Source organism: Bradyrhizobium sp. WCU1, from assembly GCF_053474805.1.
In genome coordinates, this window is record NZ_CM130280.1 from 1,753,037 (window position 1) to 1,778,022 (window position 24,986).

Annotated in this window: 26 protein-coding genes; 13 read left to right on the forward strand and 13 right to left on the reverse strand. The window is 64.3% G+C overall.

Translation table 11 applies throughout. The features are described from left to right. Nucleotides 1-25 precede the first annotated feature (25 nt). The 4 genes from ACTUWL_RS07925 (at nucleotide 26) to ACTUWL_RS07940 (ending at nucleotide 2,261) form a co-directional block, all read left to right on the forward strand. A complete protein-coding gene (locus ACTUWL_RS07925) occupies nucleotides 26-538 on the forward strand; it encodes a hypothetical protein (protein WP_146160299.1) in 513 nt (170 codons plus the stop codon). Nucleotides 539-562: 24 nt separating this feature from the next. Next, nucleotides 563-1,096 (forward strand): hypothetical protein, encoded by a 534-nt coding sequence (locus ACTUWL_RS07930; RefSeq protein ID WP_035649383.1) that lies wholly within the window; start codon nucleotides 563-565, stop codon nucleotides 1,094-1,096. 221 nt (nucleotides 1,097-1,317) lie between these two features. Further along, nucleotides 1,318-1,671, forward strand: a complete 354-nt coding sequence (locus ACTUWL_RS07935) for a hypothetical protein (RefSeq protein ID WP_021076081.1) — start codon at nucleotides 1,318-1,320, stop codon at nucleotides 1,669-1,671. 170 nt (nucleotides 1,672-1,841) lie between these two features. Continuing rightward, nucleotides 1,842-2,261 (forward strand): hypothetical protein, encoded by a 420-nt coding sequence (locus tag ACTUWL_RS07940; protein WP_021076080.1) that lies wholly within the window; start codon nucleotides 1,842-1,844, stop codon nucleotides 2,259-2,261. 81 nt (nucleotides 2,262-2,342) lie between these two features. On the opposite strand, the gene bfr is transcribed toward ACTUWL_RS07940, so the two are convergent. Both bfr and ACTUWL_RS07950 read right to left on the reverse strand, forming a co-directional pair. After that, nucleotides 2,343-2,831, reverse strand: a complete 489-nt coding sequence (bfr, locus tag ACTUWL_RS07945; protein WP_021076079.1) for a bacterioferritin — start codon at nucleotides 2,829-2,831, stop codon at nucleotides 2,343-2,345. Between the two features lie 213 nt (nucleotides 2,832-3,044). After that, the gene (locus ACTUWL_RS07950; RefSeq protein WP_016843730.1) at nucleotides 3,045-3,317 is read right to left on the reverse strand and encodes a (2Fe-2S)-binding protein; all 273 of its coding nucleotides are present in this window, start codon (nucleotides 3,315-3,317) and stop codon (nucleotides 3,045-3,047) included. A gap of 387 nt (nucleotides 3,318-3,704) precedes the next feature. On the opposite strand from ACTUWL_RS07950, the gene ACTUWL_RS07955 reads away from it, so the two are divergent. Beyond that, nucleotides 3,705-4,010, forward strand: coding sequence for a hypothetical protein (locus tag ACTUWL_RS07955; protein ID WP_021076077.1), 306 nt, complete (start codon nucleotides 3,705-3,707; stop codon nucleotides 4,008-4,010). Between the two features lie 237 nt (nucleotides 4,011-4,247). Next, nucleotides 4,248-4,532: a hypothetical protein gene (locus ACTUWL_RS07960; RefSeq protein WP_021076076.1), complete on the forward strand. Its 285-nt coding sequence runs from the start codon at nucleotides 4,248-4,250 to the stop codon at nucleotides 4,530-4,532. Nucleotides 4,533-4,931: 399 nt separating this feature from the next. Here ACTUWL_RS07960 and ACTUWL_RS07965 read toward each other — a convergent pair whose 3' ends face one another. Next, on the reverse strand, nucleotides 4,932-6,164 hold the full coding sequence (locus tag ACTUWL_RS07965; RefSeq protein WP_021076075.1) for a lytic murein transglycosylase: 1,233 nt from the start codon (nucleotides 6,162-6,164) through the stop codon (nucleotides 4,932-4,934). Nucleotides 6,165-6,247: 83 nt separating this feature from the next. Between ACTUWL_RS07965 and ACTUWL_RS07970 the strand changes: the two genes are divergently transcribed. After that, entirely contained in the window at nucleotides 6,248-7,339 is a 1,092-nt protein-coding gene (locus ACTUWL_RS07970; RefSeq protein WP_021076074.1) for a toll/interleukin-1 receptor domain-containing protein, read from the forward strand. A 234-nt stretch (nucleotides 7,340-7,573) separates the two neighbouring features. Here ACTUWL_RS07970 and ACTUWL_RS07975 read toward each other — a convergent pair whose 3' ends face one another. Further along, nucleotides 7,574-8,158, reverse strand: a complete 585-nt coding sequence (locus ACTUWL_RS07975) for a TIGR00645 family protein (RefSeq protein ID WP_021076073.1) — start codon at nucleotides 8,156-8,158, stop codon at nucleotides 7,574-7,576. 169 nt (nucleotides 8,159-8,327) lie between these two features. Then, nucleotides 8,328-9,977 carry an energy-dependent translational throttle protein EttA gene (ettA, locus tag ACTUWL_RS07980; RefSeq protein ID WP_021076072.1) on the reverse strand — a complete coding sequence of 550 codons (1,650 nt, stop codon included), beginning with the start codon at nucleotides 9,975-9,977 and terminating at the stop codon, nucleotides 8,328-8,330. A 272-nt stretch (nucleotides 9,978-10,249) separates the two neighbouring features. Between ettA and ACTUWL_RS07985 the strand changes: the two genes are divergently transcribed. Continuing rightward, nucleotides 10,250-10,489 carry a hypothetical protein gene (locus ACTUWL_RS07985; protein WP_021076071.1) on the forward strand — a complete coding sequence of 80 codons (240 nt, stop codon included), beginning with the start codon at nucleotides 10,250-10,252 and terminating at the stop codon, nucleotides 10,487-10,489. Between the two features lie 123 nt (nucleotides 10,490-10,612). Then, the gene (locus ACTUWL_RS07990) at nucleotides 10,613-11,575 is read left to right on the forward strand and encodes a D-2-hydroxyacid dehydrogenase family protein (RefSeq protein WP_021076070.1); all 963 of its coding nucleotides are present in this window, start codon (nucleotides 10,613-10,615) and stop codon (nucleotides 11,573-11,575) included. 72 nt (nucleotides 11,576-11,647) lie between these two features. Here ACTUWL_RS07990 and ACTUWL_RS07995 read toward each other — a convergent pair whose 3' ends face one another. After that, on the reverse strand, nucleotides 11,648-12,892 hold the full coding sequence (locus tag ACTUWL_RS07995; RefSeq protein WP_021076069.1) for a L,D-transpeptidase: 1,245 nt from the start codon (nucleotides 12,890-12,892) through the stop codon (nucleotides 11,648-11,650). 169 nt (nucleotides 12,893-13,061) lie between these two features. Between ACTUWL_RS07995 and ACTUWL_RS08000 the strand changes: the two genes are divergently transcribed. Then, the gene (locus ACTUWL_RS08000; protein WP_146160298.1) at nucleotides 13,062-14,045 is read left to right on the forward strand and encodes a hypothetical protein; all 984 of its coding nucleotides are present in this window, start codon (nucleotides 13,062-13,064) and stop codon (nucleotides 14,043-14,045) included. Nucleotides 14,046-14,156: 111 nt separating this feature from the next. On the opposite strand, the gene sseA is transcribed toward ACTUWL_RS08000, so the two are convergent. Genes sseA through ACTUWL_RS08015 form a run of 3 tightly spaced genes read right to left on the reverse strand, consistent with a single transcriptional unit; the run spans nucleotide 14,157 to nucleotide 16,688 of the window. After that, complete coding sequence (gene sseA, locus ACTUWL_RS08005) at nucleotides 14,157-15,014, reverse strand: 3-mercaptopyruvate sulfurtransferase (protein ID WP_021076067.1); 858 nt, start codon at nucleotides 15,012-15,014, stop codon at nucleotides 14,157-14,159. A gap of 29 nt (nucleotides 15,015-15,043) precedes the next feature. Continuing rightward, a complete protein-coding gene (locus ACTUWL_RS08010; RefSeq protein ID WP_021076066.1) occupies nucleotides 15,044-15,457 on the reverse strand; it encodes a rhodanese-like domain-containing protein in 414 nt (137 codons plus the stop codon). Nucleotides 15,458-15,512: 55 nt separating this feature from the next. Continuing rightward, complete coding sequence (locus ACTUWL_RS08015) at nucleotides 15,513-16,688, reverse strand: vWA domain-containing protein (protein ID WP_016847779.1); 1,176 nt, start codon at nucleotides 16,686-16,688, stop codon at nucleotides 15,513-15,515. 309 nt (nucleotides 16,689-16,997) lie between these two features. Here ACTUWL_RS08015 and ACTUWL_RS08020 point away from each other — a divergent pair, with 309 nt between their 5' ends. From ACTUWL_RS08020 to ACTUWL_RS08030, 3 genes are all read left to right on the forward strand, one after another. Then, the gene (locus tag ACTUWL_RS08020) at nucleotides 16,998-17,243 is read left to right on the forward strand and encodes a GlsB/YeaQ/YmgE family stress response membrane protein (protein ID WP_021076065.1); all 246 of its coding nucleotides are present in this window, start codon (nucleotides 16,998-17,000) and stop codon (nucleotides 17,241-17,243) included. Between the two features lie 92 nt (nucleotides 17,244-17,335). Beyond that, the gene (locus ACTUWL_RS08025; protein ID WP_021076064.1) at nucleotides 17,336-18,178 is read left to right on the forward strand and encodes an AAA family ATPase; all 843 of its coding nucleotides are present in this window, start codon (nucleotides 17,336-17,338) and stop codon (nucleotides 18,176-18,178) included. Nucleotides 18,179-18,268: 90 nt separating this feature from the next. Next, complete coding sequence (locus ACTUWL_RS08030) at nucleotides 18,269-19,771, forward strand: flavin-containing monooxygenase (RefSeq protein WP_021076063.1); 1,503 nt, start codon at nucleotides 18,269-18,271, stop codon at nucleotides 19,769-19,771. Nucleotides 19,772-19,964: 193 nt separating this feature from the next. Here the strand turns inward: ACTUWL_RS08030 and ACTUWL_RS08035 are convergent, their stop codons facing one another. From ACTUWL_RS08035 to ACTUWL_RS08050, 4 genes are all read right to left on the reverse strand, one after another. Continuing rightward, nucleotides 19,965-21,608: a GMC family oxidoreductase gene (locus ACTUWL_RS08035; RefSeq protein WP_021076062.1), complete on the reverse strand. Its 1,644-nt coding sequence runs from the start codon at nucleotides 21,606-21,608 to the stop codon at nucleotides 19,965-19,967. A 29-nt stretch (nucleotides 21,609-21,637) separates the two neighbouring features. Further along, a complete protein-coding gene (locus tag ACTUWL_RS08040; protein ID WP_021076061.1) occupies nucleotides 21,638-22,231 on the reverse strand; it encodes a GNAT family N-acetyltransferase in 594 nt (197 codons plus the stop codon). A 200-nt stretch (nucleotides 22,232-22,431) separates the two neighbouring features. Next, nucleotides 22,432-23,358: an SMP-30/gluconolactonase/LRE family protein gene (locus ACTUWL_RS08045; protein ID WP_021076060.1), complete on the reverse strand. Its 927-nt coding sequence runs from the start codon at nucleotides 23,356-23,358 to the stop codon at nucleotides 22,432-22,434. Between the two features lie 519 nt (nucleotides 23,359-23,877). Continuing rightward, nucleotides 23,878-24,765, reverse strand: a complete 888-nt coding sequence (locus ACTUWL_RS08050; RefSeq protein WP_021076059.1) for a 4-(cytidine 5'-diphospho)-2-C-methyl-D-erythritol kinase — start codon at nucleotides 24,763-24,765, stop codon at nucleotides 23,878-23,880. Between the last annotated feature and the right edge of the window lie 221 nt (nucleotides 24,766-24,986).

A 24,986-nucleotide genomic window follows, 5' to 3' on the forward strand; every position in this document is an offset into this window, starting at 1 on the left:
GGACGCCATGATTGCCGGTGGGCGCTTGTCCACCGAAACCGCCGCTGACGGCACGGTGCTGGTCGATCCGGTCGCCGTGGCGCGGTTGGCTGATCTCAAGGAAGCAGAGCGGCAGAACGACGGTTTGACGCGCGAGATCGCCGCCCTCAGGCTGGCATTGGCGCGTCCGCAGGACCGGATCGTTCCGTGGCTGGCGCTTGTCGTTGCAGTCGCCGGAGCGGGGATCGCGATCGTTCAGATCATGAATGCGATCGACTTCTATCGAACCAACAATGATTACAAGATGCAGTCGGACTATACGGACTTCTTCCGCGCCGTCATCGACGCGCCGCCCGACAAGATGCAATCCTATGCCGCGCTATATGATGCGAAATTCTCCAACATCTACGATCTCTACCGGCACGGCGGCATCTCCCTGGAATCCTGGCGCGCAATCGCAACTCAGGCTTGCCCGAAGTTTCGCAAGGAAGGCTTTGCGCTCGGTGGCGTCAAGCTGCCGGCAGTCGAAAAGATCTGCGATCAGACCAAGACACCGTAGGAGGCGACAATGCTGGTGCGAAGGATGACGGCTCTCGCAATCATCGTGGTTGCCTGCTGCGCGGGCGCCAGCCGCATCGCGCTCGCCGACACCGTCGACGATTTGATCACGAAGGCGAGGCAGGCCGATCAGGACAGGCAGGTCGCCCAGCCGATCTCAAACCTGGCGCGAGCGAACTGTGCCGCCGGCAACGGCGTACTCGGCGGCATCGCCGAACAAAACCCGGAAGCGGTCCGGCGCGCGCTCAATTCGGCAAAAGAGGGATATGATTCCGCCTACAAGATTTTGGTCGATCAGGCTGGATCGCGTGCATTCAAGCAGCCTTTCGACCAGACCAGATTGCGGAACCTGCAGAAATACACCAGCACCGACCTGAGCAAGATCGTGACCCGCGAGGACCTGCTGCGCAGGATTGCTGCGATCGTCAAGCAATCGAGCGAAGCCCTGGAGCGGATTCAGTCCGGTAAGCCGGAGAAGGACGACCTTGCGCTGGTGATTGCGAACTCCACCGAGATCACCCGTCTGATCGCGGCATTCTACGATCTGACCGGCGTGTGACCGTCTGCGGCACGTGATAGGCTGCGCCGGCGAGATCGATGTTGGCGCCCGCACGAAGAAGCCGGCCTGAACGCCTCTCGCACTGCATCACGGACAACTGCGCTGCTTCGCTCATTCTTTGAGCATGCATCCCGCGCGCGGTTCGTGCCTAATCGCGCAAACACCGGATTCGCGCGCGGGCGTTGCGCGGATCACGCACAAGGTTTTCGCGGAGGAATGCGATGCGAAGGCTGACGCATGGCGCGGTGCTCGCGTGGCTCGCCGTCATGGCGGGCGCTGCGCTGGCGTTCGACAACGGCCAATACGACAATGTGCCGCCCGATATCCGCGCCTGGTTCAAGAGCGTGATCGCACCGAACGGCGTGCCCTGCTGCGACATCTCCGACGGCCATCGCACGAACTATGATGTTCGGGGCGGCGCCTATTGGGTGCCGATCGAGGGCGAATGGATGATGGTGCCGGAGCGCGCCGTGATCCGCGATCGCGGCAATCCGGTCGGCGAGGCCGTGGTGTGGTACGTGCACCACCGCGGCGGCATCATCATCAGCTGCTTCGTTCCGGCAGACGCCGTCTGAAGCGACTCGCAGCCATTGCGCGCAGCCCCGCACGAGATCGCGTCAATTTGAGACAATTACTCCCTGTTAACCTTACTTTTTAACCAATAATTAAGGATGAGTTTGCGGGCGCTGCGCGACGCGGCCTAGCGTCCGCACAATGCTCCGTAACCACGAGTTGGTGCGTGCCCATGGCGTATCGAAGATATCGAACAGGCGGGGCGCTGCTGGCGTCCCTCGGCGTTGCAGCACTGCTGCTTGCATCCTCGACCGAGACTGATGCGAGATCCGGAACGGCGCCGCGCGGCACGTTTTCCGCGCACCACCCGGCCTTCCGCCACCATGTGCGGGTGCCCGGCATCGTGTTGCCGGGAACGAGCGGATATTACGACGACGCGCTGGCCGCCGCTCCGATCGCCGAAGTCCCGGCGCCGGCCTCGAACGACGTCCGCTACACCTACACCCAGGACGTGCCATGGGATTGGGCGCACCGCTATCCGCCGGCCGTGGTGCCGTCGGATCGCCCCTATGTGTCGAGCTGTCCCACCGAGACCGTGACGGTGCCCGGACGCGGCGGCGACCGCACCATCAACATCACGCGGTGCTACTGACGTCGCCGCGCCAATCGGGATCGCAAAAGCAAAGAGGCCGCCCGCAAGGACGGCCTCTCGAATTTTGCAGCGACCAAGCGGTCAGTGATCCTCGCCCTTCAGATGACCGACGTGCTTTTGGGTGTAGAGCTCAAGGCCAATGCGCTTGATGAGGTCGAGCTGGGTCTCAAGGAAGTCGATGTGGTCTTCCTCGTCCTTCATCAGCTGCTCGAACAGGTCGCGGCTGACATAGTCCTTGACGCCGTGGCAATAAGTCGCGGCCTCCTGGTAGAGCGTGCGGGCGCCGATCTCGGCGGCGAGGTCACACTCGATGATCTCCTTGACGTCCTGGCCGATCTTCAGCGGATCGAGCACCTGCAGGTTCGGGAAGCCGTCCAGAAAGAGGATGCGATCGACGAATTTGTCGGCGTGCTCCATCTCCTCGATGGACTCCTTGCGCCAGACCTTGCCCATCTCCAGGAGGCCCCAATTGTTGAGCATCCGGTAATGCAGCCAATACTGATTGATGGCGGTCAGTTCGCTGCGCAGCCCCTTGTTCAGATAGTCGATGACCTTCGGGTCGCCTTGCATTGATCCACTCCACCTGTCGCGGCTACCGTTGGCCAGCGTAAATTTAGAACGCTTCTAAATCAGATTGCCGGGGAGAGCAACCCGTCGCGGAAGCGGCGCGTGGATAACCGGATTTGGTTGGCGGGGCGAAACGTTGCCGCCGACCGGACAGGCCGGCTCGCAGGAAGAAACGACAACAAAGCGGAAGAGGCTGGATCGGAACCTAAAGCCAGTTCAGCAGGCCGCGAGCGCGAACTCGGCCGGCTCGGCGTCTTCGTTGGCGGCGTGCGGGTGGCCGCTGTGAGGGCAGCCGGAGCAGCAGGCCTTGGCGCAGGGACCGAGCGCCTCGTCGATGATCGCCTTGATGGTGCGCGCGCAGCGGCCGCATTCGGCGCTACAGCCGAGGCAGCCATACACCTGCTTGGCATTTCGTGTCACGGACCCGCCACCATTGACGGCATTGCGGACATCGTGGTCGCTGAGGACGTTACAGGAACAGACAATCATCAGAGGAGGCAGGTCCAACGGGTGATGCTTGGCAATATGGATATTGTCGGGCCCGGCCGGATGCAAAAGGAAAAAGCCGTTCTTGTAGCAATTCCAAACTGATGCGGGATTCATATTGGAATGAATCTAAATCGGCCGAGCCGGGCTTTCGGGAATAGGAAGCGCGCCTGGCGGGTCTAGCGGCCAAATCCGGCTTCGCACGCCACAGCCCCCCGGTTCACTGCTTCACTACAGGCTTGTGCGTTGCAAGATATGCCAAAAGCTGCAAGCATTTGGTCGCGAATACGGCAGCGTCGTTCATTGATCATTCAAGCGGAATATGGAACCCTTCAGGCGAGACAGATCGCCAACGCACGCTGTCCCTGCCCCCGTGAGAAAGGTGAGGTCATGAAGAAGACATTGCTGGCGCTTTGCGCCGCCGCCACTCTGGCGGTTTCGGCTGTGGCGGTGCCCGCCCCCGCCCAGGCACAACGCGGTGTCGCCGCCGGCGTCGCTGCGGGATTGATCGGTGGCGCCATCGTCGGTGGCGCGATCGCTTCGCAGAACGGCTATTACGGTCCCGGCTATGGCTACTACGCGCCCGGTCCGGCCTACGTCGCCGAGCCCGGTTACGGTCCCGATTGCTTCTGGCAGCGCCAGCGGTTCTGGGACGGCTACACCTGGCGCATTCGCCGCGTCCGCGTTTGCGATTGATCGCCGTTCATCTCGATTAATTCAAACCAGATGTCCCGGAAAACCGACTGTTTGTCCGGGACATCTGCCGTAGAAGGCCAGAAAAAACCGCTTTTCTGCGCGATGAGCCTGCCGACGTTTACTTTCGGTTGACTGTTCTGCGCTGTTTAGCAAGACAGCAGTTCGAGATCAGCGTGCGAGTCACCTAAAACCCGGCGTCGGACCACGACGCCACCACCTTCCAGGAGAGCCAAAGACATGAAGAAGACTTTAGCTGCCCTCGTTGCCGTTACCACGCTTGCCGGTTCGCTGGCGGTTGCTCCGGCTGCCAAGGCTGGTGATGGCGGCGCCATCGCGGCCGGCGTTGCCGGCGGCCTGATCGGCGGCGCCCTGCTCGGCGGCGCGATTGCTGGCGCCCGTCCTGCTCCGGTCTATGTCGCACCGGCACCGGTTTACGTCGAAGAAGCTCCCTGCCGCTGGGTTCGTGAGCGCTTCTGGGACGGCTACGGCTGGCGCTTCCGTCGCGTCCAGGTTTGCGACTGATCGACCGACACGGTTTCAGCATCACACTCGAAAACCCGGCCTCACGGCCGGGTTTTTGTTTCTGGGCCGCGAAACAATCCCGGCGGTCGTCCTTGAGGCCCGTTGTTTGCGCATGATCTCCGCGCGCGCGCGGTTCCGCGTTTGTCGCGAGGGAAAACCGCTTCGCACCCTTCCGGATCATGCCCTAAATCCTGATGAGATTGGGTTGAGCTGGAACGGCATCGAAAGTTCACCTCTCCCTTGGGAGAGGTCGATTTGCGCAGCAAATCGGGTGAGGGGTTGCGGTCTATCGAGAGAGCAAGAGCCCTCACCCGGATTGCTGCGCAATCCGACCTCTCCCCACCGGGGAGAGGTGAAGCAAGACCGCGCCAGGCCTATTCAACCAAAATTCATCCCGCTTTAGCGCTGCCCGTTCATCGCGCGCAGCACCGCTTCGCTCGGCCAGCAGTCGACCTTCAGCCCGGCCTGCTTCTGATAAGCGCCGAGCGCCGCGCGGGTCTGCATCCCGGCCTTGCCGTCGAGCTTGTCCTTGTAGAGCCCGATCTTGGTCAGCTGCTGCTGCATCGCCTCGACATCGGCGGAACGGAGCTGCCTGGACGCCGACCACGGCGTCGCGAACGGCTGCGGGCTCGTCATCCGGTCGGCGAGATGGCCGACGAACAGCACGTAGAGGTCGGAGAAATTGTATTCCTTGATCACGAAGTAGTTCGGCGTGGTCAGGAAGGCCGGGCCGTAGATGCCTTCCGGCTGCAGCAGCGAGGCCGATTGCGCCTGCTCGGTGGCGCTGAGCCTCAGCCCCCGCACCGGCACGAAGCCCGCCCGCAGCCACTGGCTGATCGGTTTTGTCACTTCGGGCACGCCCATCGTGCAGTCGGCATTGGCCGGCGCCGTGACCTCGTAGGCCCAGCGCACGCCGGGCTGCCAGCCCTTGTTGACGAGCTGCTGCGCGGCGGAGGCGAGCGCGTCCGGCACCGAATGCCAGATGTCGACCTTGCCGTCGCCGTCGAGATCGACGCCGTGCTTGTAGTACTCCGACGGCAGGAACTGGGTATAGCCGGTCGCTCCCGCCCAGGACGAGCGCAGCTCCTTGCGCGTCACCACGCCCTCACCGAGGATCTTCAGCGCGAGGATGAACTCGGTGCGGTACTGATCCTTGCGGCGGCCGACATAGGCCTGCGTCGCCACCACGCGCAGCGTGTCGTAGGGCAGCGCGTAGCGGCCGTAGTCGGTCTCGCGGCCCCAGATCGCCAGCACGATCGGCGCCGGCACGCCGAACCGCTTTTCGATCGCGTCGAGCGACGAGCGATACTTCTGCAACAGCCGCTGCCCCTCGGCGGCCAGCCGCGCGATCGAGGCCTCCTTGATGTAGTCGGCCGGCACCTGCACGAACTCGGCCTGCGCCGGCGCGCCGGTCTTGGGACGTCCGGGCAGGATCAGATCGGGCAGCTTGTAGTCGGGCTCGAGCGAGCGCGTCTCGCGATCGAAGGTTTCACGCGACACGCCGGCCGCCTTGGCCTCCGGCCACAGCGAGGCGATGAACTGGGTGAACGCGGCGTCGGCGGCGTATGCCGGCCGTTGCAGCGGCGCGCAAAGCAGCACCGCGCATGCGACAATGGTGGCTGGCCATCTCATGATCGATCTCACCCTGCAAAAACCGGCATTGCGACGTGGATTCGGCAATTGTCAGAATTCAATTCTGGGTGGTAAGTTTTGCAATGCGCATATTTTTGTCATTTCCCTCCGAATTGGAATTGCAGGCTGGCAACATCGCTCAGTCCCTGCGCAATTGCGACCACGACGTTTTCTTTTCGCATGACGATCTCCCACCGGGCGACAGCTTCGATGCGCGGGTCGAAAAAGCCATCGAAAGCAGCGATTTTATGGTGTTCCTGATCAGCCCGGAATCGGTGACCAGGGGGCGCTACACCTTGAGCGAGCTCGCCTTCGCCAAGACCAAATGGCCGAACCCGAGCAATCGCGTGCTGCCGGTGATGATGGCGCCGACCCCGCTCGACCAGGTCCCGACCTATCTCAAGGCGGTCACGATCCTCGAACCCCAGGGCAGCGCCGCCGCCGAGACGCGGGCCGCGGTGGATCGCATGCTGGAAGCCAAGAACGCGCAGTCGCGCGACCGGCCGAACCTCGCCTTCCTCGTGCTGGCGTTGGCGTCCGCCATCGCGTGCAGCCTGGTCACGACCTATGCGCTCAACGTCCTGCAATATTCGTTCGTCGCCTCCGACGCCGGCGGAATCACGATCCTGCCCGGTGTGATCTTCGGCGCGGCGATCGCGACCTGCAATGTCGTGTTTGGCGCGAAGGACCGATTTCAGCTGGCGCTGGTGGTCGCAATCACGACCGTGGCATGGATCGCGGCCTACGATGCCAGCGCCATCACGCTTCAGGCGCTCGGCCAATACACCAAGACCGTGCCGGTGGACGGCGACGCCGCGAGCCCGGCGCGGATCACCGAGACGCTCGATAACAATCCGTTGATGGGTTACCTGATCGGCGGCATCGGCGGCGCTGTCGGTGGAGCAATCACCATTCTCGGCGTGCTGCTGGCCAACCCTGCGTTCAGGCGGATCGACAGCGTCGTGGTGACCTGGATCGCCGCTGTCGCGGCTGGAACCATCTACGGTGCAATCGTCAGGCTGCCGCCCCTGGCGGGCTGGCTGGTGCTGTTCGGCGTCTGGCAGACCGCGTTCATCCTGGCCATGGCCCGCGGATTTCCGCGCGGCGCGGCGCAGATCCCCGAATGGCTCGGCAGATCCGCCCCGGCATTGTTCGGCTCGCGCGCGGCGCGATGACGCAACGCTAACATCCCGTGTAGATGATGTATTTGGATTGAATCGCGTTGGCTGCGCACTCGCTTCACCTCTCCCAGTGGGGAGAGGTCGATTTGCGAAGCAAATCGGGTGAGGGGCCGCAACTCTAACGAGAGACCGTAAACCCTCACCCGGCGCTACGCGCCGACCTCTCCCAATGGGAGAGGCGAACCTCCGCTGCCAATCCAGTTCAACCTCATCTCATTTCACCACGCGCTAATGCCCCGCCTGCTGCTTGGCGCCCTCGATCGAATCGTTCGACAACTTGTCGACGAGAGCGATGCCGATGGCCGACAAGATGAAGACGCAGTGGATGATGGTCTGCCACATCACGCCGGTCTCGGTGTAGGTGCCCTTGCCCGACGACAGCGCGCCGGCCTCGATGAAGGTGCGCAGCAGATGGATCGAGGAGATGCCGATGATCGCCATCGCCAGCTTGATCTTCAGCACGCTGGCATTGACGTGGCTGAGCCATTCCGGCTCGTCGGGATGCCCTTGCAGATTGAGGCGCGAGACGAAGGTCTCGTAGCCGCCGACGATCACCATCACCAAGAGGTTCGAGATCATCACGACGTCGATCAGGCCGAGGACGGCGAGCATGATCTGCTGCTCGCTGAAATCGAAGGCGTGGGCGAACAGGTGCCACAGCTCCTTCAGGAACAGCACGACATAGACGCCCTGGGCGATGATCAGGCCGACATAGAGCGGCAATTGCAGCCAGCGCGATCCGAAGATCAGCATGGGAACGGGACGCAGCGACCGGCCCTTGGCGGGGGCGCGCGCCTCGGAAATAGCGGACATGTTGGAGTGCTCGCAGGATTCGATTTGCGGGAGCGCTCTATCTACGCAATCCCGCGCGCTTGAAAAGCGACAACTGGCCGCAGATTGCGCCGCGATGCCGTCACGATCCTGCAAATGAAGCAGCGGTCGGACGCACCAAGGTTGGCCGCGTCCGCCCCCCTCGTTCAGATCACCGCGTCAGCTTCTTGTACTTCACGCGGTGCGGAATGATGCTGTCCTGGCCGAGCCGGCGCATCTTGTCCTTTTCGTAGTCCTGGAAGTTGCCCTCGAACCATTCGACGTGGCTGTCGCCTTCGAAGGCCAGGATGTGGGTCGCGATGCGGTCGAGGAACCAGCGATCGTGGCTGATGATGACGGCGCAGCCGGCGAAATCCTCCAGCGCCTCTTCGAGCGCGCGCAGCGTGTCGACGTCGAGGTCGTTGGTCGGTTCGTCGAGCAGCAGCACGTTGGCGCCGGACTTCAGCATCTTGGCAAGATGCACGCGGTTGCGCTCACCGCCCGACAGCGCGCCGACCTTCTTCTGCTGGTCGGCGCCCTTGAAGTTGAACGACGAGCAGTAGCCGCGCGAGTTGACTTCCTTCTTGCCGAGCAGGATCAGCTCGTTGCCGCCGGAGATCTCCTCCCACACCGTCTTCTTGCCGTCGAGCGCGTCGCGCGACTGGTCGACATAGCCGAGATGCACGGTCTCGCCGACCGTGATGGTGCCCTTGTCGGGCGTCTCCTGCTTGGTGATCATCTTGAACAGCGTGGTCTTGCCGGCGCCGTTGGCGCCGATCACGCCGACGATGCCGCCAGGCGGCAGCTTGAAGCTGAGGTCGTCGATCAGCAGCCGATCGCCAAAGCCTTTGCTGAGGCCTTCGAAGTCGACGACGTTGGCGCCGAGCCGCTCGGCGACCGGGATGATGATCTGCGCGGTCTGGGTCTGCTTCTCGCTCGCCTGCTTGAGCAGCTCCTCATAGCGCTGGTAGCGCGCCTTCGACTTGGCCTGACGGGCTTTCGGCGACGACGCCACCCATTCCTGCTCACGGGCCAGCGTCTTCTGGTGCGCGGCGTCCTCGCGGCCTTCCTGCTCGAGCCGCTTCTGCTTCTGCACCAGCCAGGACGAGTAGTTGCCCTCGTAGGGAATACCGCGGCCGCGGTCGAGCTCGAGGATCCAGCTCGTGACGTTGTCGAGGAAGTAGCGGTCGTGGGTCACGATCAGGATCGCGCCGGGATAGTTGCGCAGATGGCCTTCCAGCCATGACACCGACTCGGCGTCGAGATGGTTGGTCGGTTCGTCCAGCAGCAGCAGTTCCGGCTGGTCGAGCAGCAGGCGGCACAGCGCGACGCGACGGCGTTCACCGCCCGAGAGCTTGGTGACATCGGCATCGTCGGGCGGGCAGCGCAGCGCGTCCATCGCCTGGTCGACCTTGCTGTCGAGATCCCACAGGCCCTGCGCCTCGATCTCGTCCTGCAACTTGGTCATCTCGTCGGCGGTCTCGTCCGAGTAGTTGACGGCCAACTCATTGTAGCGGTCGAGGATCGCCTTCTGCTTGGCGACGCCCTGCATGACGTTTTCACGAACCGAGAGCGAGGCATCGAGCTGCGGCTCCTGCTCAAGATAGCCGACGCGGGCGCCCTCGGCGACCCAGGCCTCGCCGTTATATTCCTTGTCGAGACCCGCCATGATCTTGAGCAGGGTCGACTTGCCCGAGCCGTTGACGCCGAGCACGCCGATCTTGGCGTCGGGGTAGAAGCTCAGATGGATGTTATCGAGCACCTTGCGGGTCGGATACGCCTTGGTCAGACCCTGCATGAAATAGATGAACTGGCGAGCCATCCGCTGTCCCTGGAATTGATCCGATTTGTGGAAATTTTGCTGCCGCCGATGTAACGGCCGGCCCCCGAAAGCGCAACCGCGGGGCGTGCGTTTTCCATCCGTTCACCACGTTTCGTCCGCTCGGCACGGGTGACTACGGGTTCGCGGCCATGTGCGCGCGGAATCACGACAATTGAAACCATCTTTTAATAAATCAGGCCAAAACTCGTCTGCAACGCCGAAAACGGCGACTTTTCGCGGCAGAACCGCGACCAGACAGTTGAGGCCGCGTCATGGCTACCATCATATCCGCACCTCTTTCGCGCCCGGCGATCAAGGCCGAGGCGACGCCGTTCGCCGAATTCCGCGCCTTCTGGCGGGCCTTCGTCGCCAAGGCTTTCAATCCCTACCGCCCGGAACTGCACTATATGCGCGGCCCCGGCCCGGCCTGCCGCGCCAAGCAGATGGCGCTGTCGCCGGCGGTCCGATCGATGCTCGCCGATATCCGGACCGCGAAAACGCGCAAGCCGTGAGCCGCGTGACTATCGCCGCTTTTTGAAACCGCAGCCGCTTGCGCGCCCCCCGATTGCGCGCGACCATCAGGAGATCCCGACGGTGATTTTTTGCCGTCGCCCTCACCCTGAATGGACCTCCCGATGACGCGGCTCCGCTGTGCAATCCTCGACGACTATTTCGACATCGCGCGTTCGGTGGCGGACTGGCCCGCAATCAGCGATCGCGTCGAGGTCACCGTGTTCGACAAGCCGTTCGCGAGCGAGGCGGAAGCAGCGGCCAAGCTCGGGGAATTCGACATCATCTGCGCGATGCGCGAGCGCACGGCGTTCCCGAAGAGCCTGCTCGACGCGCTGCCCAAGCTGAAGCTCCTCATCACGTCGGGCATGCGCAACGCCGCAATCGACATGGACGCCGCCAAGGAACGCAAGGTTGTGCTGTGCGGCACTCAATACAGCCGCGATCCCACCGCGCCTTTGACCATGGGCCTGATCCTGGAATTGACGCGCGGTATCGGCCGCGAGAACGCGCGCATGCATGCCGGCGAGGCCTGGCAGACCTTTGCCGGCACCGAGATCGAGGGCAAGACGCTCGGCGTCATCGGCCTCGGCAAGCTCGGCAGCAAGGTCGCCGGCATGGCCAAGGTGTTCGGCATGAACGTGATTGCCTGGAGCCCCAACCTCACGCCGGAGACGTGCAAGGAAGCCGGCGTCGGCTACGCCGGCAAGGACGAATTGTTCGCGACATCGGACATCATCACCATCCATGTCGTGCTCAGCCCGCGCTCGCGCGGACTGGTCGGCGCCGCTGATCTCGCCCGGATGAAACCGTCGGCCTATCTCGTCAACACCGCGCGCGGGCCGATCGTCGACGAGGACGCGCTGCTCGCGGCGCTGCGCGAAAAGAAGATCGCCGGCGCCGGCATCGACGTGTTCTCGACCGAGCCGCTGCCGACAGACCACCCGCTCCGCAAGCTCGACAACGTGGTGATCACGCCGCATCTCGGCTACGCGACGCGCGAGAGCCTGCAGGCGCATTATCAGCAGATGGTCGCCTGCATCGACACCTTCACCAAAGGCGGCGAGCCGCCGCGGCGGCTGGCCTGAGACCGGACCTGCCGGCAACAAAAAAGGCGCGCTGTTCGCGCGCCTCTTTCATGATGAGTTTTGCCTGTCGGCCTAGCGGACCGTGACCGGTGCGGGCAGTGGCTGCACCGAGGTCGGCTGCGTGCCGGGCAGCGGCGCGGCCTGGGCCTGGGTCGGCGCGGGGGCGATCGGGTTGGGCGGCGGCGCGGCGGAAGCCGTCGTCGTTCCCGGGGCTGCGCCGCCGGGCAGCACAACCACGCGGGTGCCGACCTTGGCGCGTTCAAACAGGTCTGAGACGTCCTCGTTCAGCATGCCGATGCAGCCGGACGAGACGAACTTGCCGATGGTCGACGGCTGGTTGGTGCCGTGAATGCGGTACACGGTCGAGCCGAGATACATCGCGCGGGCGCCGAGCGGGTTGCCGGGTCCGCCGGCCATGAAGCGCGGCAGATAGGGCTGACGCTCGATCATTTCCGTCGGCGGATGCCAATCCGGCCACTCGGCCTTGCGGGTGATCTTCTGCACGCCGGTCCAGGTGAAGCCATCGCGGCCGACGCGGACGCCGTAGCGGATCGCCCGGCCATTGCCGAGGACGTAATAGAGATAGGTGTTCGGCGTATCGACGACGATCGTGCCTGCCGGCTCCTTGGTCGCGAACGCCACTTCCTGGCGACGCAGGTTCGGCGGCAGTTGCGCCGGTCCGTCTTCCGGCTGCTCGTCTACCGGCAGCGCTGCGATCTGCAACGGCTTGCCGTTGGCATCGACCGGCGCTTGCTGCTGCGGCACGGCTCCGGTCACGCCCTCGGGCGGACGCATGCCGCCGCGGTCGTCGCCATAGGACACGCCGGCGGCGGGAACACCATTGTCGCGGTTAGCCTGTTGCGGGCCCCCACGATCGCCATAGATCACCGGCGGCGGCCCCATCGGACGGCCGTAACGCGGATCATCGGGCGACATCACCGGGCCAGTCGGCGCACCACGGTCGGAATAGACCGGAGCGTTCATCGGACGGCCGTAGCGCGGATCGTCCGGCGACATCACGGGACCGGTCGGCGCACCGCGATCGGAATAGACGGGCGCATTCATCGGACGGCCGTAGCGCGGGTCGTCCGGGGACATCACCGGGCCGGGCGGCGGCAGCGCGGCCGAATTGCGCGGCGCATCGTCATCGTCGTTGATGGCGTCGAAATCCGGCATGTTGCCCTGCGAGTAGGGCTGCGGCGCGACCGAATAGGACGGGCCTTGGGGAGCCGGGTACCCCTGCTGCGCACGCGCGAGCGAGGTTCCCGCCAGGCCGAGAGCCGTGGCAGCGCAAATCGTCAGAATGCGGTTGATCATCATTGCTCTATAATAGTCCCCAAGCCACACCGGACTGTTAACGGCCCAATGCAGGAAGATAGCGGCGCATTCAAGACAAATCCGCGAAATCCAGGCCATTTCGGGCATTTGTGATTTTGCCGTCAACGCTGCGGCAAAGATGTCTCATGGGTCGGGATTGTTTGTCCACGTGCCCAAAGTCATCAATCACGCGCATTTTGTAACAAACAGTCTCCGGGGGTTGCGATATCTTCGAATCGGCCTGATTCGCGTCCGCGACGCCGGCTTTCTGTGTGGTCACCGCGTTCCCTCGACATCAAAGACCCTCCCGGACAAGGGGGAACCCGCGCCCATGCTCCCTGGCCTTCGTTTCCTGTTCGCCGCCATCGTGCTGGCGACATCGCTCCTGGTGTTCGGGCTCGGGGCCGCCGCGCTGTTTCGCGCGGCGCATGAGGAATTCGCCAGCATTCCGGCCCGCAGGGCCCCGCCCGAACCGCAATTCGCGCAGCAGCCCGAGACCCCGCCGGTGCTTGCCATGGTGCGGGTCGATCCGCCGGCCACGGACAAGACGACGGATGTTCCCGCTCCGGCCGAACCGGCCGCATCCGCACCGGCGCCTGCCGAGGCCCAGCCTGCGGCCGAGCCGGAGAAGCTCGCCGCGGTGAAGGTAGATGATGCGCCGCCGCCTGCCTCCTCCAAGGCCGAACCTCAGGCCGTGGAGACGCTCGCGCCGGCGCAATCGACCGAGATCGTTCCGCAGCCTCCGACCCCGGATCCGTCGCCGGCATCGCAGCCGGCGCCTGCCGCAGCCGAACTGGCACCGGTCGCTGTCGAACCCAAGGTCACCGCGATTGCCGATCCGCCCGCCGCAACCGGCGAGCCCGCGGCCGCAGCACCCGCGATGGCTGCGCCGGAGCCGGCACCGCTGCCGTCACCCGGGGCCATCGCAGCCGCCACCAGGATCGCAACGTTGGGTGGACCCGAAGTTGTCGTCGAACAACCGGCAGCGCCGAAAGCCACTGAGGCGAAGAAGCCGGAGCGCAATGCGACCAGCAAGCCGGCTCGTCGCAAGGAAAGGCGGCGGATCGTCCGCGTGCGGCCGGTTCAACAGGTTGTTCAGCAGCAACTCGACCCGTTCGGCAATCCGACCCTGGTGCCGCTCACCCGGCGCTAAAGCGCGATGAGATCAGGTTGAATCGTCATCGCGCTTCAGATTCTTGTTTAAGCATGATCTTTTCGGAAAACCGCTTCGCACTTTTCCGGATCATGCTTTAGGAGTCATTTATCAGGCCGGCCCGGTCGCGATCGGCGGGCCGCTTGCTTGGCCCCATTCCGACCACGAGCCGTCATAGAGCGCAGTGTCGGTGACGCCGATCCGGTAAAGCGCGAGCGTCAGCACGCCGGCCGAAACGCCTGAGCCGCAGCTGGTCACGATCGGCGCATCGAGCTTCACGCCGGCACCCGTGAACGATCTGCGCAGGTCGTCGAGCGGCCTCATCTCGCCGGTCGCGGCATCGAACAATTGGCTATAGGGCACGTTGCGGGCGCCCGGGATGTGGCCGGCGCGGATACCCGGCCGCGGCTCTGCCGCGCGGCCCTCGAAGCGCTCGGCGGCGCGGGCATCGATCACCTGCTCCTTGCGGCTTTCGACATTGGCGATCATCTGCTCGATGCTGCGCACCCGCTTCGGATCGTAGCTTGCGTGGAACGTCGCAGGCTTCGGCTTCACCTCGCCGCTCTCGACCGCCCTGCCCTCGGCGCGCCACTTCTTGAGGCCGCCGTTGAGGATGCGCACGTTGCGATGACCGTAGGACAGGAACATCCACCAGGCGCGGGGTGCTGCGACCCAGCCGCCGGCGTCGTAGATCACGACGGTGTCGGCATTGCTGACGCCGAGCCCGCCGACATCGCGGCCGAACTGCTCGGCGCTCGGGAACATGTGCGGCAGCGGATTGGAATGATCCGACACCGCGTCGACGTCGAAGAACACGGCGCCGGGCAGATGGGCTGTAAGATAATCATCCTTCGGCAGCGGCAGCACGCCGGGCAGCTTGAAGGTCGCATCAAGGAGCTTGACGTTGGCATCGCCGAGATGCGCGGCCAGCCATTCGGTCGAAACGAGCGGATCGTCGGCAACGGTCATGATCTGATGTCCTTGCGGCCTGAGGCTGTTCAGCCCTTCTTCTTCGGCTCCCACGCCTCGATCGGACCGCCGGCCTCGCGCCAGGCGGCGAAGCCGCCGCCCATATGGGCGACCGGCTTCAGGCCCATATCCTTGGCGGTCTTGGCAGCGAGCGCCGAGCGCATGCCGCCGGCGCAGTGGAAGATGAACTTCTTGTCTTCCTGGAAGATCGGCTTGGCGTAGGGGCTGTTCGGATCGATCCAGAATTCCAGCATGCCGCGGGTGCAGGAGAACGCGCCGGGGATCTTGCCGTCGCGCTCGATCTCGCGGGGGTCGCGGATATCGACCATCACGACGTCGTTCTTGCCGATCAAGGTGATCGCGTCGGCCGCGCTGATGGTCTCGATCTCGGCATTGGCGTCGTCGATCATCACCTTGATGCCGCGGTGGATGTTCTGGGGCATGGGACTCTCCCTGGGTGTTGTTGGCGTGCCTGGCGGCGCGCGACGCCTCTAGCGTTTACCGCACCAGCTCCCGCATCGCGTTCTCCAGCCCCTCGATCGTGATCGGATACATGCGCTCGGAGAACAGGCGGCGGATGATGGTGGTCGATTCCGAATAGTCCCAGTGCTTCTGCGCCACCGGATTGAGCCACACCGCGTGCGGATAGGTGCGGATGATGCGATCGAGCCAGACCGAGCCGGCCTCTTCATTGACATGCTCGACCGAGCCGCCGGGCACCATGATCTCGTAGGGCGACATCGAGGCGTCGCCGACGAACACCACCTTGTAGTCGTGCGGGTACTTGTGCAGCACGTCCCAGGTCGGCGTGCGATCGGTGAAGCGCCGCTTGTTCTGCTTCCAGACGCCTTCATAGAGGCAGTTGTGGAAGTAGAAATATTCCATGTGCTTGAATTCGCTCTTGGCGGCCGAGAACAATTCCTCGACCTGCTCGATATGCGAATCCATCGAGCCGCCGATATCGAAGAACACCAGCACCTTGACCGCGTTGCGCCGCTCCGGGCGCATGTGCACGTCGAGATAGCCGTGGTTGGCGGTCTCCTTGATCGTAGTGTCGAGGTCGAGCTCGTCGGGCGCGCCGGTGCGCGCGAACTTGCGCAGCCGCCGCAGCGCGACCTTGATGTTGCGGATGCCGAGCTCGACATTGCCGTCGAGATCCTTGAACTCGCGCTTGTCCCACACCTTCACGGCGCGGTTGTTGCGGTTCTTCTCCTGCCCGATGCGTACGCCCTCGGGATTGTAGCCATGGGCGCCGAACGGCGAGGTGCCGGCGGTGCCGATCCACTTGCTGCCGCCCTGGTGGCGGCCCTTCTGTTCCTCGAGCCGCTTCTTCAAGGTCTCCATGAGCTTGTCCCAGCCCATGGCCTCGATCTGCTTCTTCTCTTCCTCGGTGAGATATTTCTCGGCGAGCTTCTTCAGCCACTCCTCGGGGATCTCTGCCTTGCCCATGGCGTCGAGCAGGCTCTCCAATCCCTTGAACACGGTGCCGAACACGCGGTCGAACTTGTCGAGGTTGCGCTCGTCCTTCACCAGGGCGGCGCGCGACAAATAATAGAAGTTCTCGACCGTCTGTTCGGCGAGGTCGGCGTCGAGCGCTTCCATCAAGGTCAGATATTCCCGTAGCGTCACGGGGACCTGGGCGTCGCGCAGTGATGTGAAGAACTGCAGGAACATGGCTACTTAGATCGCCCGCCCTGCCGGTGCCGTCAAGGGCCCCCCGCCGTGCTCCATCCCGGGATCAGCCATCCACTTTCACCTGCCTCCCGGGTTGGACGTCCGCTCGCCGGGCACAGTCGCACTCGGCCGGGCGCGCCGCGCAACGCGGCCGGTCATTCCGCGGAGCGGAAAGATGACGCCCGACATTCCATACCGATAGCGTTCCCGGGACCGCTGCGCTGCGGAATCCACGCTAGACCGGCCGGGTTTTTCAACTAGAATTGTATGTGACGGAGCATTGACGCAGAACGGCGTGAGGCGGTTTGAATGGGTATTATTGCAGCACTCGTGATCGGCGCGATCGCCGGCTGGCTCGCCGGACAGATCGTGCGCGGCGCGGGTTTTGGGCTGATCGGCAACATCGTCGTCGGCATCATCGGTGCGCTGGTGGCGAGCTGGCTGTTGCCGCGTTTGGGCATCAGCCTCGGCGGCAGCGCTATCCGCGACGTCATCAACGCGACCATCGGCGCGGTCATCGTGCTGGTGATCGTGTCGTTCATCAGACGCACGTGACCGACAAAATTGCACCCGAACGGCCGCTGTGACAGCGGTCGTTTCATGTTGAGGCCCGAACGGCCGACGAACGAAGCAAGGCAAACAGATCGATGAAATTCACGGGTACCAAGGACTACGTCGCCACCGATGACCTCAAGGTGGCCGTCAATGCCGCCATCGTGCTCGAGCGCCCGCTGCTGGTGAAGGGCGAGCCCGGCACCGGCAAGACCGTGCTGGCCGAGGAAGTCGCCAAGGCGATCGACGCGCCGCTGCTCACCTGGCACATCAAGTCGACCACCAAGGCGCAGCAGGGCCTCTACGAATACGACGCGGTGTCGCGGCTGCGCGACAGCCAGCTCGGCGACGCCCGCGTGTCCGACATCAAGAACTACATCAAGCGCGGCAAGCTGTGGGAGGCCTTCACCCACGAGAAGCGCCCGGTGCTCTTGATCGACGAGATCGACAAGGCGGACATCGAATTCCCCAACGACCTCCTGCTCGAACTCGACCGCATGGAGTTCCACGTCTACGAGACCGGCGAGACCATCAAGGCGAAGCTGCGCCCGATCGTGATGATCACGTCGAACAACGAGAAGGAACTGCCGGACGCCTTCCTGCGCCGCTGCTTCTTCCACTACATCAAGTTCCCCGACGCCGACACGATGAGCCAGATCGTCGACGTGCACTTCCCCGGCATCAAGAAGCGCCTGGTGGAAGAGGCGCTGCGGATCTTCTTCGAGGTCCGCGAGGTGCCGGGCCTGAAGAAGAAGCCGTCGACCTCCGAGCTGCTCGACTGGCTCAAGCTGCTGCTCAACGAGGACATCACGCCCGAGATGCTCAGGGAGCGCGATCCGCGCAAGCTGATCCCGCCGCTGCACGGCGCGCTGCTGAAGAACGAGCAGGACGTGCACCTGTTCGAGCGGCTGGCCTTCCTCAGCCGCCGCGAAGTCTAGTCTCAAAATCGGCAGACGCCGGGGCGATGGCTCCGGCGTTTTGCTTCCAGTGCCCAACGAACAAACCAACCAACAAGAAGACCAGGGAAGATGAACGTTCAGACCCAGATCCGCGCCGCCGAGCCCGTCACCACAGAGCATTTCGACGTCCTGATCGCAGGCGCCGGCATCTCCGGCGTCGGCGCCGCCTATCACCTCACCACACAATCCCCCGGCACCAGCTTCGTGGTGCTGGAGACCCAGAAGACCTTCGGCGGCACCTGGTCGACCCATCGCTATCCCGGCATCCGCTCCGACAGCGACCTGCACACCTTCGGCTATCGCTTCAAGCCGTGGACCAGCGCGCCGATCGCAAGTGCTGAAGAGATCCTGAAATACATGGGCGAAGTGATCGAGGAAAACGACCTCGCCCGCCACATCCGCTATCGCCACACCATCACCGCGGCGAAGTGGTCGAACGAGACCAATCTGTGGACCATCGATGCAACCCGCATCGACACCGGCGAGCGGCTGCGCTTCACCACCAACTTCTTCTGGATGTGCCAGGGCTACTACCGCCACGACGCCGGCTACACGCCCGAGTGGACCGACATGGCCAAGTTCAAGGGCACGGTCGTGCATCCACAGACCTGGCCCGACAACCTCGACTACAAGGGCAAGCGCGTGGTCGTGATCGGCTCCGGCGCCACCGCCGCGACGCTGATCCCGGCGATGGCCAATGACGCCGGCCACGTCACCATGCTGCAGCGGTCGCCGACCTATTTCCGCACCGGCCGCAATGCGATCGAGATCGCCGAGGAGCTGCGCAGGCTGCAGGTCGACGAGCATTGGATCCACGAGATCGTCAGGCGCAAGATCCTGTTCGAGCAGGACGCGTTCACCAAGCGGACCTTCGCCGACCCCGAGGGCGCCAAGAAGGATCTGCTGGCCGCGGTCGAGGCCGTTCTCGGCAAGGACTACGATATCGCCACACATTTCACGCCGAGCTACCGGCCGTGGCGGCAGCGCATCGCCTTCGTTCCGGATGCCGACCTGTTCCAGGCCATCAAGGGCGGCAAGGCCTCGGTCGTCACCGACGAGATCGACCGCTTCACCGAGAAGGGCATCCTGCTCAAGTCCGGCAAGGAGCTCGAGGCCGACATCATCATCACCGCGACCGGCTTCCACCTCTCCGCCAACGGCGGCATCGACTTCGAGATCGACGGCAAGCCGCTCGACTTCAAGGACACCGTGACCTATCGCGGCATGATGTTCACCGGCGTGCCGAACCTCGTCTGGGTGTTCGGCTATTTCCGCGCCAGCTGGACCCTGCGGGTCGACCTCGTCGCCGACTTCGTCTGCCGTATGCTCAAGCACATGAAGGCGACCGGCGCGAACAAGGTGACGCCGGCGCTGCGCCCCGAAGACCACAACATGCCGCTGCTGCCGTGGATCGATCCGGAGAACTTCAACCCCGGCTACATGATGCGCGGCATGCACCTGTTGCCGAAGCGCGGCGACAAGCCGGAGTGGCAGCACAACCAGGACTACTGGGCCGAGAAGGACGAATTCCCGGCGATCGACCTCGAGGACAAGGCGTTCGTCTACGGCTGAGCTGGCTTCTTTCCCGTGACCTAACGGCTCCCCACACTGTCGTCCCGGCGAAGGCCGGGACCCATACTCCGCGGCGGATATTGTCGACGGGACTAGTCATTTCACAGGCGCTCAACAATGCGCATCGGTGGTTATGGGTCCCGGCCTTCGCCGGGACGACGCTGAACGATCATCGCCGCGCCCGGCTCTTGCCTCACGCATACTCCGGCAGCTTGGCCGCCGCCTCGGGCGCCTTGCCGCGGATCATGTCGGAGGCCTTGTCCGCGATCATCAAAGTCGAGGCGTTGAGGTTGGCCGAGATCATCCGCGGCATGATCGAGGCGTCGATCACGCGCAGGCCCTCCATGCCGTGGACCCGAAGCTGGTCGTCGACCACCGCCCACGGCGCGTCGGCCGGTCCCATCCGGCAGGTGCAGCCGGGGTGGAAGGTGGTGGTGCCGCGCTGGGTCGCGGCCGCAAGCAGCTCCTCGTCGCTCGTGACCTTCGGACCGGGAAAGTCCTCATAGGCGAAATACGGCTTGAGCGGCTCGGAGGCGAGCAGCCGGCGTGCCAGCTTCATGCCGGCGACGACGACGCGGCGGTCGATCTCCTCGGCAAGATAGTTGGTCTGGATGATCGGCGGCGCGAACGGATCGGCCGAGCGGATCCGGACATAGCCGCGGCTCTCCGGCCGCTGCTGCCATGAGGCAACCGTCATGCCGGGCTCGTCCTCGAGCTGGCCCTGCACGCCTTCCTTGTAGCTCGCCGGCGTGAAGGTGAGCTGCAGATCGGAGCTCTCGGTGGTCTCGCCGGAATGCCAGAAGCAGTAGACCATGGTCGGCGACAGCGACAGCAGCCCGCGCCGCGTCGTCGCCCATTTGATCGCCTCGCCCCAGAGGCTGAAGCCGCGGCGCAGCTCGTTGATGGTCCGGATGTTCTTGACCCGCGCCACCGAGCGCGGCGCGTAGTGATCCTGCAGGCCCTCGCCGACACCCGGCAGCGCATGGCGCACCTCGATGCCGTGCGACTGCAACAAAGCGGGCGAGCCGACGCCCGACAGCTGCAACAGCTGCGGCGAGTTGTAGGCGCCGCCGGAGAGGATGACCTCCTTGGTGGCGCGGATCTCCAGGGGATCGCCGTGCTTGCCGCCGCGGTTGTAGCGCACGCCGACCGCGCGCTTGCCCTCGAAGATGATGCCGGTGACATGGGCATGCGTGCGCACATCGACATTCGGACGGCGGCGCGCCGGATGCAGGAACGCGGTCGCAGCGCTGACCCGGCGGCCGTTCAGGATGGTGCGCTGGCAGTACGACACGCCCTCCTGGATCTGGCCGTTGTAATCAGGATTGCGCGGAATGCCGAGCGAGACCGCTCCGGCCATGAAGGCCTCGCAGAGCGGATCCTGCCAGTCCATCGTGGTCACGGTGAGATTGCCGTCGCGGCCGCGATAGGTGTCGTCGCCCTCGCCGATCCTTCGCTCCATGCGCCGGAAGTACGGCAGCACGTCGGGATAACCCCAGCCGCGATTGCCGAGCTGCGCCCAGGTGTCGAAATCCTGCCGCTGGCCGCGGTTGTAGATGTGGCCGTTGATCGAGGACGAGCCGCCCAGCGTCTTGCCGCGCGGCGCATAGATGCTGCGCCCTCCGGTGTAGGGACCAGGCTCCTGCTGGTAGGCCCAGTTCACGCTCTTCATGTGGAAGGTCTTGATGAAGCCGGCCGGCAGATGGATGTAGGGATGCCAGTCGCTCGGCCCCGCCTCGAGCACGCACACCCGCGTGCCCGCGTCTTCACTCAACCGATTGGTCAGCACGCTCCCCGCGGAGCCTGCGCCGATGATCACATAATCGAACGTTTCCATCGTCTCGTTTCTTGGCGATGACGTCAGGGTCAACGCACCTTTTCGTGGAGTTGATAATTGAGATGCGCCTTCACCGTCGGCCATTCGCTGGCGATGATGCTGTAAACCACGGTGTCGCGCAACGTGCCGTTGGGCGCGATCTGGTGGCTGCGCAAAATGCCGTCCTGCTTGGCGCCCAGACGCTCGATGCCGCGCCGGCTCTGGTGATTGAAGAAATGCGTGCGGAACTCGACTGCGATGCAATCGAGCTTCTCGAAGGCATGTTGCAGCAGCAACAGTTTGCACTGCGTGTTGACCGCGCTGCGCTGCACACGCTTGGCGTACCAGGTCGAGCCGATCTCGACGCGGCGGTTCGGCGTATCAACGTTCATGTAGGTCGTCATGCCCGAAATCCGGCCTTCGACGTCGAACACCGTGAACGGCAGCATCGATCCGGCCTTCTGCAAGCCGAGCCTGCGGTCGATCTCCTTGGCCATATTCTCCGGTTGCGGAATGGCGGTGTACCAGAGGTTCGAGAGACCACCATCCTTCACCGCTTCGACCAGACCGTCGCGATGATCGTGGGACAGCGGTTCGAGCCGCGCATGTGCGCCGCGAAGGGTGGTCGGTTCAAGCCAGGGCATTTTGTATCCTCTACGTTGAAACGGGCTGCACTCTAACCGTCATTGCGAGCGAAGCGAAGCAATCCATCGATCCACATATGCGGAGAGATGGATTGCTTCCGCCTTCGCCAAGGCTTCGGCGGACAAGTCGTCGCGGAGCCTGTCATCGGGTTGCGCTTTCGCGCGGACCCGTTGGCTCTTCGCAATGACGGTAGGTGCGATCATTTATTCAAGAAGTTCAGCGGCAATCCCGGCCGCGACCAGTCCATCGCGATCAGTTCACCCTTGCCCGACAGCGTGATGTACGCGGTCTTCAGATCGGGGCCGCCGAAGGCGATGTTGGTGGTGACGCGGTCGCCGGTCGGCACCTGCTCGACCACGGTGCCATCGGGCGCGATCACCGAGATGCAGCCCGAGATCAGCGTCGCAACGCAGACATTGCCCGATGCTTCGACCGCGAGCGAGTCGAACATCTGGTAGCCGCCGAGGCCTGCGATCGGCTTGCCGCGCTCGCCGCGATAGATCACGTCGCGCGGCTTGATGGTGCCGGGCTCGGAGACCTCATAAGCCCATAGCCGCGCGGTCGGCGTCTCGGCGATGTAGACGGTCTTCTCGTCCGGTGACAGGCCGATGCCGTTGGCCGGCAGGATGCCGTGCACGGCCTCGACGATCTCGTTCATGCCGGGCTTCAGATAATAGAACGCGCCGACATCCATGTCGCGGGCGCGGCGCTTGCCGAGATCGGAGAACCACAGGCCGCCCTGTCTGTCGAACACCAGGTCGTTCGGCCCGCGCAGCTCGTGCTCGCCGCATTTGGTGACGACAGTTTCGACCTTGCCGGATTGCAGATCGACGCGCTGGATCGAGCCGCCGAGATAATCCGCCGGCTGCGGTCCGGGCATGATCATGTTCTTGGTCGGGATCCAGGAGAATCCGCCATTGTTGCAGATGTAGATCTTGCCGTCGGGACCGAGCGCCGCGCCGTTCGGGCCGCCCGGCACCTTGGCGACGATCTCCTTGCGCCCGTCGGGATAGACCCGGGTCAGCCGCTGGCCGCGGATTTCGACCAGCACGACGGAGCCGTCAGGCATCACGACGGGACCTTCGGGAAACTCGAGATCGGTGGCGAGAACTCGGATATTGGCCATGGCATCCTCCCGGCTCTTTGGCTGCCGGCGGTCGTTCGAACGGTCCCGCACGCGCAACGTTGTTGTTTCATCCTGTTATGGCAAACGGGGTTTGGCTTGCCAAGCAACCGGGGGTGCAACGCTGCCCGGCGTTGCGGTGGGATGGTGCGGCAGAGAGGATGTCGTCCCGGCGAAGACGCGATGTCGCCACATCCACAGGTGTCATCCCGGCGAAGGCCGGGATCCATAACCACAGGGTTGAGTTGTTAAAGAAGGCTGCGGCCACGGCGTCGCACAAACAATGAGCATAGATGGTTATGGGTACCGGCTTCGCCGGGACGACATCGAGTATGTTGAGCACTCACTGCCACACGTCTGTCGCGACATGGTCATTCCGGGGCGTGCCAACGGGTCGCGCGAACGCGCGCACGATGACAGGCTCCACACGAGCCCGGAATCCATTGGGCCACATCACGCGTGGACGAATGGATTCCAGGCTCTCGCCTTCGGCGAGCCCCGGAATGACGAAGAGGAGAGGGTTCAGCTCAGCGAGCCCGCGTGCACCCACCAGCCGGGATGCGCGGCGCGGAGCTGTTCGCCGGCGGCCTCGGCGGCGGCATCGGAGGCGAACACCGCAAAGCAGGTCGCGCCGGAGCCCGACATGCGCACCAAGCGAACGTCCGCGGTCGCGCGCAGCGCGGACAAAACGTCGCTGATGACGGGCTCGATCCGCGCGGCGGGGGCTTCGAGATCGTTGGTGCCGCGTCCGAGCGCCGCGATCCAGTCATCGACCGCGCGGCCGGCCTCCGGCCAGGACGGCGCCTGCATCACGATATCGGTGGCGCCGATCAGGAGCTCGCCATGGCGCAGGCCGAGCGCGTTGAAGACATCCTTGGTCGCAACCGGCACGCGCGGATTGACCAGCACGGCCGGCATCTTCGGCAGGTCGAGCGGCAGCAGTCCTTCGCCGACGCCGGTCATGTCGCAGGCGCGCGAGGCGACGCACACCGGCACGTCGGCGCCGGTCTGCAGCGCGACCTCCATGATCCTGCGGTCGTCGAGCGAGAGCTCGTTGAGCCGCGCCAACAGCCGCAGCGCGGCCGCGGCATCCGCCGAGCCGCCGCCGATGCCGGCCGCGACCGGCAGCACCTTCTCCAGAGTGAAGTGGCCGACCTCGAGGTCGACGACACGCTCGCCGAGCAGCCGCGCGGCCTTGAGCACCAGATTGTCGGAGGTATCGCCGCAGGCGTCGGCCAGCGGTCCGGCCATCGTCAGCGACAGCTCGGGGCCCGGCTCGAGCGTGAGACGATCGGCGCAATCGGCAAACGCGACGACACTCTCGAGGTCGTGAAACCCGTCGACGCGCCGTCCGATCACCTTCAGCGTCAGGTTGACCTTGGCACGCCCTTCTTCAATCAGCGCCGGCACGGCGATAAACCCCTAAAAAACAACGATTGTGAGCGATTAGCGTAAATCGCCGCACGATCCTATCCCTTTGTTTGGATGGAAATTCCGCCTCTTCCCCCTCTCCCGCTTGCGGAGGAGGGCCGGGGTGGGGGTGTCACCGCAGAGGAAATCTTTGAGTGGAGCGAGCCCCCACCCGCATCGCATCTTGAATGCGATGCGACCTCCCCCGCAAGCGGGAGAGG

Coding starts and splice junctions, on each gene's coding strand:
- ACTUWL_RS07930 (WP_035649383.1), top strand. CDS start 563: ATGACGGCTCTCGCAATCATCGTGGTTGCCTGCTGCGCGGGCGCCAGC.
- ACTUWL_RS07935 (WP_021076081.1), top strand. CDS start 1,318: ATGCGAAGGCTGACGCATGGCGCGGTGCTCGCGTGGCTCGCCGTCATG.
- ACTUWL_RS07940 (WP_021076080.1), top strand. CDS start 1,842: ATGGCGTATCGAAGATATCGAACAGGCGGGGCGCTGCTGGCGTCCCTC.
- bfr (WP_021076079.1), bottom strand. CDS start 2,831: ATGCAAGGCGACCCGAAGGTCATCGACTATCTGAACAAGGGGCTGCGC.
- ACTUWL_RS07950 (WP_016843730.1), bottom strand. CDS start 3,317: ATGATTGTCTGTTCCTGTAACGTCCTCAGCGACCACGATGTCCGCAAT.
- ACTUWL_RS07955 (WP_021076077.1), top strand. CDS start 3,705: ATGAAGAAGACATTGCTGGCGCTTTGCGCCGCCGCCACTCTGGCGGTT.
- ACTUWL_RS07960 (WP_021076076.1), top strand. CDS start 4,248: ATGAAGAAGACTTTAGCTGCCCTCGTTGCCGTTACCACGCTTGCCGGT.
- ACTUWL_RS07965 (WP_021076075.1), bottom strand. CDS start 6,164: ATGAGATGGCCAGCCACCATTGTCGCATGCGCGGTGCTGCTTTGCGCG.
- ACTUWL_RS07970 (WP_021076074.1), top strand. CDS start 6,248: ATGCGCATATTTTTGTCATTTCCCTCCGAATTGGAATTGCAGGCTGGC.
- ACTUWL_RS07975 (WP_021076073.1), bottom strand. CDS start 8,158: ATGTCCGCTATTTCCGAGGCGCGCGCCCCCGCCAAGGGCCGGTCGCTG.
- ettA (WP_021076072.1), bottom strand. CDS start 9,977: ATGGCTCGCCAGTTCATCTATTTCATGCAGGGTCTGACCAAGGCGTAT.
- ACTUWL_RS07985 (WP_021076071.1), top strand. CDS start 10,250: ATGGCTACCATCATATCCGCACCTCTTTCGCGCCCGGCGATCAAGGCC.
- ACTUWL_RS07990 (WP_021076070.1), top strand. CDS start 10,613: ATGACGCGGCTCCGCTGTGCAATCCTCGACGACTATTTCGACATCGCG.
- ACTUWL_RS07995 (WP_021076069.1), bottom strand. CDS start 12,892: ATGATCAACCGCATTCTGACGATTTGCGCTGCCACGGCTCTCGGCCTG.
- sseA (WP_021076067.1), bottom strand. CDS start 15,014: ATGACCGTTGCCGACGATCCGCTCGTTTCGACCGAATGGCTGGCCGCG.
- ACTUWL_RS08010 (WP_021076066.1), bottom strand. CDS start 15,457: ATGCCCCAGAACATCCACCGCGGCATCAAGGTGATGATCGACGACGCC.
- ACTUWL_RS08015 (WP_016847779.1), bottom strand. CDS start 16,688: ATGTTCCTGCAGTTCTTCACATCACTGCGCGACGCCCAGGTCCCCGTG.
- ACTUWL_RS08020 (WP_021076065.1), top strand. CDS start 16,998: ATGGGTATTATTGCAGCACTCGTGATCGGCGCGATCGCCGGCTGGCTC.
- ACTUWL_RS08025 (WP_021076064.1), top strand. CDS start 17,336: ATGAAATTCACGGGTACCAAGGACTACGTCGCCACCGATGACCTCAAG.
- ACTUWL_RS08030 (WP_021076063.1), top strand. CDS start 18,269: ATGAACGTTCAGACCCAGATCCGCGCCGCCGAGCCCGTCACCACAGAG.
- ACTUWL_RS08035 (WP_021076062.1), bottom strand. CDS start 21,608: ATGGAAACGTTCGATTATGTGATCATCGGCGCAGGCTCCGCGGGGAGC.
- ACTUWL_RS08040 (WP_021076061.1), bottom strand. CDS start 22,231: ATGCCCTGGCTTGAACCGACCACCCTTCGCGGCGCACATGCGCGGCTC.
- ACTUWL_RS08045 (WP_021076060.1), bottom strand. CDS start 23,358: ATGGCCAATATCCGAGTTCTCGCCACCGATCTCGAGTTTCCCGAAGGT.